At 36.8% G+C, this 4,991-nt stretch carries 2 protein-coding genes and 1 pseudogene; 1 reads left to right on the top strand and 2 read right to left on the bottom strand.

The annotated features are described in order from the left end of the window. Positions 1–710 (bottom strand): annotated as a pseudogene (locus F6K13_RS17835) (TlyA family RNA methyltransferase); the annotation flags it as partial. 654 nt (positions 711–1,364) lie between these two features. Beyond that, complete coding sequence (gene apcB / locus F6K13_RS17830) at positions 1,365–1,874, bottom strand: allophycocyanin subunit beta (protein WP_124143680.1); 510 nt, start codon at positions 1,872–1,874, stop codon at positions 1,365–1,367. Between the two features lie 491 nt (positions 1,875–2,365). Here apcB and glnA point away from each other — a divergent pair, with 491 nt between their 5' ends. Next, a complete protein-coding gene (gene glnA / locus F6K13_RS17825) occupies positions 2,366–3,787 on the top strand; it encodes a type I glutamate--ammonia ligase (RefSeq protein WP_124155250.1) in 1,422 nt (473 codons plus the stop codon). Positions 3,788–4,991: the final 1,204 nt, after the last annotated feature.

The following is a 4,991-nucleotide window of genomic DNA, read 5'->3' as shown; positions in this document are numbered from 1 at the left end:
TAAACCAGAATATCCCCATCCTAAATTCTGAGCGCTATTCCATACTTGAAAAATTGCTTCAGCTTGGTCAGTAGAAGAACGTACCACACCTTTTTTACCTACTCGTTTTTTCCCTACTTCAAACTAGGTTTTACCAACAATATTGTTTCACGAGGTGGAATAAGTAATTGCCATAAAGCAGGTAAAACTTTAGTTATAGAAATAAAAGAAACATCAACTACTGCTAAATTAGGATATATTTCTGAATTTTCTTGTCCTTGAGAATTTAATATTAATTCCTTGCCATATAATTCTATAGGAGTTAAATAACGTAGATTAGTTCTCTCTTTTAAAACAACTCTTTGGTCATTACGCAAACCCCAGTCAACTTGCCCATATCCCACATCAATACCGTAAACTAATTTCGCCCCTGCTTGTAACAAACAGTCAGTAAACCCACCTGTTGAAATACCTCCATCAAGACATATTCTGTCAGAAATAGGCATAGAAAAATATTCTAATGCTTTGGCAAGTTTATAACCTCCCCTAGAAACATACAAAGACTTTTGCTTAACTTTTATATTCGCCTCAGACTCTACTTCAGTTCCTGGTTTATCAATTATTTGCTGATTTACCATTACTTCTCCTGCTCTAATCAAAACTTGAGCTTTTTGCCGAGAAGTACATAAGTTTTGTTCGACCAATAAAATATCTAATCTTTGTTTAACCACAAATTTTAATGATTAACTAGCTATCAGCTTTTAGAATTTCCGTTTCGGAATGTTCCGCAAGTAGTTATCAGCTTTTTGAGTTGTAAAAATCCGCTTCGTTAATGTTAAAAAAAATCAAAATAATTAATTACTTAGTTCTGAAAAAAACTGTAGGGATTTGGTTTCCAAATCCCATTTTTACGCTTGGTAATGAATAATTATTAAGTAAGTATTTCCTACGGAATGCTGCGCAAACAGCTATCAGCAATTAGTAATGAATAATTAGAGCTTGCTGATTAAAGATCAAAGTATTAACAGATAAAGGCTTGAACGTTTTTGGGTTAAAAAAAGTACCAACTTTTCGGTGGCAAGAGCTGCATAAAGCTAGTATTTTGGAATTATTATGGCAGAAAAATTGAGGGACAATTTTTCCGACTACCTCCTCTAAATTCTCCGTTCTTCCTGTCTCCTGTCTACTGTCTACTGTCTACTACCCCTACTAAAAGACTTTTTCAGCAAACCTAATTACTTATAAGGTTTTTTCCAGGGACTGGCGGTAACTTTTTATTCTTTTTCAATTTCAAAGGTTGCTTTTACGCAAACCCAAAATTAATAGCTGATAGCTGACGGCTGAATACTTACATTATTAATTATTAATTATTCATTATTCATTAATTAAATGTCCTTTTCAGCTAACTCACTAATTAAATGGTCGAAGGGTGCTTCTAAGAAAGCACCAGTTTGAATACCCGCCGCTGCCGCCTCAGATTTAACAAGTTCTTTAAGAATACCAATTCCAACCAAAGTAGGTCCAATAGGTACTTCTAGAGAATTATAGGTTTCTCGAAGACCTTGTAAGACCCTTTCATCTAAAACATCCGTGTTACCTGCGACCAAAGCATAAGTAGCATAACGTAAATAATAATCCATATCCCGTAGACAAGCAGCATAACGGCGAGTCGTATAAGCATTACCACCAGGACGAATTAATTCCGGCTGTTGTGCGAACAACGTAATCCCAGCTTGCTTAACCAAACTAGCAGCCATAGAATTGATTAATGTAGCAGCTTGTACTCGCGCAGTACCAGTTTCAAAATAAGATTTTAATTGATCGACAGCATCCCGATCCAAATAACGACCTTTAGCATCGTAATTATCTATTAAGCTAGTTATAGTGTCCCGCATATAATTATTCTCCCAACAATTTCTTAAACTTTCTATCCTACCCTACTATAAATTGACACCTAGCAGAATCATTTGATTCAGGCTAGGGAATATTGTAATCTTAGATACAAAAACTCAAGGATTTTCATTCTTATGATTGGCTGGATGTATTCTTATTAGCTGATACGAACTTATTGTTGCCCACATTGCGGTGTTTTCATAGACCGCGACTTGTTTGCGTTTGCGCAGCATCTTGTAGGGAAGCATTAACTAGGAAATGCAGCGATAAATATAAAAAATAGGGCGGTAGGGCATTCCGTCCTTAAAGCTCGTTGAGTCCGACGGGATACCGGGGCTGCGAAACGAGAAGCCGACACTATAGCGCCAGCTTAGTGTGGGAGTATGTCACAGCTATTCTTCTTGTTAAGAAAGCCAAAATTTTAAACGGATGTATTCTTATTAGGGCTATTCTTCTTGATAAGAAAGCCCAAATTTAAAACTTAGGAGCTAATATGGCACAAACAGCCCAAGATGTATTGAACTGGATTAACAATGATGACATTCAAGTTATTGATTTGAAATTCATTGACCTACCTGGTATTTGGCAACATTTAACAGTTCACAGAAGTCAAATTGATGAGAGTTCCTTTACAGATGGAGTTGCCTTCGACGGTTCTAGTATCCGTGGTTGGAAAAATATTAACGAGTCAGACATGATGATGGTACTCGATCCAACTACTGCTTGGATTGACCCTTTTATGGCTGAACCAACATTAAGTATAACTTGTAGTATTAAAGAACCTCGAACTGGTGAATGGTATAGCCGTTGCCCCAGAGTCATATCTCAGAAAGCAGTTGACTATTTAAGATCGACAGGTATTGGGGATACTGCCTTCTTTGGTCCTGAAGCAGAATTCTTTGTATTTGAAGATGCTCGGTTTGACCAAACAGAAAATAAAGCTTATTACTATGTAGATAGTATAGAAGGTCGCTGGAATTCTGGTAGTGAAGAACCAGGTGGTAACAAAGCTTATAAACCTCGCTACAAAGAAGGTTATTTTCCTGTATCTCCCACAGATACAATGCAAGACTTGCGGACAGAAATGCTGTTAACAATGGCCAAGTGTGGAGTTCCCATTGAAAAGCATCACCACGAAGTTGCTACAGGTGGTCAGAATGAATTAGGCTTTAAGTTTGGCACATTGGTAGAAGCTGCAGACAACTTGATGATTTATAAGTATGTCATCAAGAATGTGGGCAAAAAACATGGCAAAACTATTACTTTCATGCCTAAGCCTATATTTAACGATAATGGTTCGGGTATGCACTGTCACCAGTCAATCTGGAAAGATGGACAACCTTTATTCTGGGGTGATGGTTATGCCAACTTGAGTAAGATGGCGCTTAATTATATTGGTGGTATCCTCAAACACGCTCCAGCAATTTTGGCATTCTCTAATCCTTCTACTAATTCCTATAAGCGATTAGTTCCTGGATTTGAAGCTCCAGTAAACTTAGCTTATTCTCAAGGTAACCGCTCTGCTTCTGTTCGGATTCCTTTAAGTGGTACAAATCCCAAGGCCAAGCGACTAGAGTTCCGTTGTCCTGATGCTAGTTGTAACCCCTATCTGGCTTTTGCTGCGATGCTTTGTGCTGGTATTGATGGGATTAAGAATGAAATTGACCCTGGTGATTCTTTGGATGTGGATATTTATGACCTCAGTCCGGAAGAGTTAAGCAAGATTCCTTCTACTCCTGGGTCTTTAGAGGGTGCTTTGGAAGCTTTGGAAAAAGACCATGAGTTTTTGACTACTGGTGGGGTATTTACAGAGGACTTGATTCAAACTTGGATTGAGTACAAGTTGGATAATGAGGTTAACCCCATGCGTCTGCGTCCTCATCCTTATGAATTTTCTCTATACTACGATTGCTAAATCGATAAATTAAGTAGGTTTTGCTTATGGAAGTCTTTTGGTATAAATCAGGAGTCAGGAGTCAGAAGTCAGGAGGAATGGGAAATTTAGAGGAGGTCGTTGGATATTTTATCCGTTGATTTTTCTACAATTATTCTGCCTTTTATCCTAACTTTTTGGTCGCTCAAGCTTAAAAAGTTGTATTTTTTTGGCTGTAAAAAAGCTAAAATCTTTACCTGTTAATGCTTTTAGATTTTATCGGTAAGCCCTAAGTATAACTAAGGAGTTAGTAGGAAAGAAGTTTTTTTCAAAGCTTGAGGAATGAGTATTTTATTACTTAAGTAATTTAGACAGAGTAATGTTGTATATATTTAAGCTTTACTACTTCATAAAACAATAGCGACTTAGTTCTTATAGCCTCCTTTACTGGGGGCTATTTTTGTTTGAAGCAACAATATATATATTATGGTTTGCGTATGGAAAGTCTTTTAGTAGGGGGTAGGAGATAGGAGATAGGAGTTAGGGGAATGAGCGAGGAGGTAGGAGTAAGAATTGTAAGAATGATTTTTCTGCCCAACTATGCGCCTAAAATACTAACTTTTTGAGCGTTTTAGACGTGATACCAAGCACTTTTGAAATGCCCCAAAAAGGCAGTTGTCTTTATATGTCAATGCTTTTAGATTTAATCAGCAAGCCCTAGTTATAGCACTACGGATTAAGGTATTTTACATTCCTTTTTTTGCCTGTTGCTCTTTCATACCATAATGCTGCGCAAACAACTCATAAAATGCCAAATAGCTATAGCATTTTTATCTCGAATGTGGAAACAAAGTACTATTATAGCAGTTTTCATGTTTCATAAAATACAGAGATTTTTGCTTAAAGGCAGCGGGAGCTGAAGCAATGCAAGTCAACATGAGTGAAAACCGCTATAAATAAGGAATATTCAAGGATGGAAAACAGCTCTAAATATTAGCAAAAACCTGGATATTAGGTACTCAGAAAAAACCTCAATCTAGATTTACATCTCAAATCAAAATACTATCCTAAATCATTAGATATCTCAACCAAATGAGGGAGTAGGGACGTTGTATGCAACGTCCGTGCAGAGTAGACAGTAGGGGTAAAGAATTGATAATTTATTTGGGATAATTGATTTTATTTTTTATTCTTGGAGATGTCTATTTGTGATAATTTTATTGCTTCGGTGTTTCTCATTTCCTCC

The organism is Okeania sp. SIO2B9 (assembly GCF_010672505.1).
Lineage (GTDB): Bacteria > Cyanobacteriota > Cyanobacteriia > Cyanobacteriales > Microcoleaceae > Okeania > Okeania hirsuta.
The sequence above is the reverse complement of the archived record's forward strand: the minus strand, read 5'-3'. Positions and strand labels throughout refer to the sequence as shown.

Coding starts and splice junctions, on each gene's coding strand:
- glnA (WP_124155250.1), top strand. CDS start 2,366: ATGGCACAAACAGCCCAAGATGTATTGAACTGGATTAACAATGATGAC.
- apcB (WP_124143680.1), bottom strand. CDS start 1,874: ATGCGGGACACTATAACTAGCTTAATAGATAATTACGATGCTAAAGGT.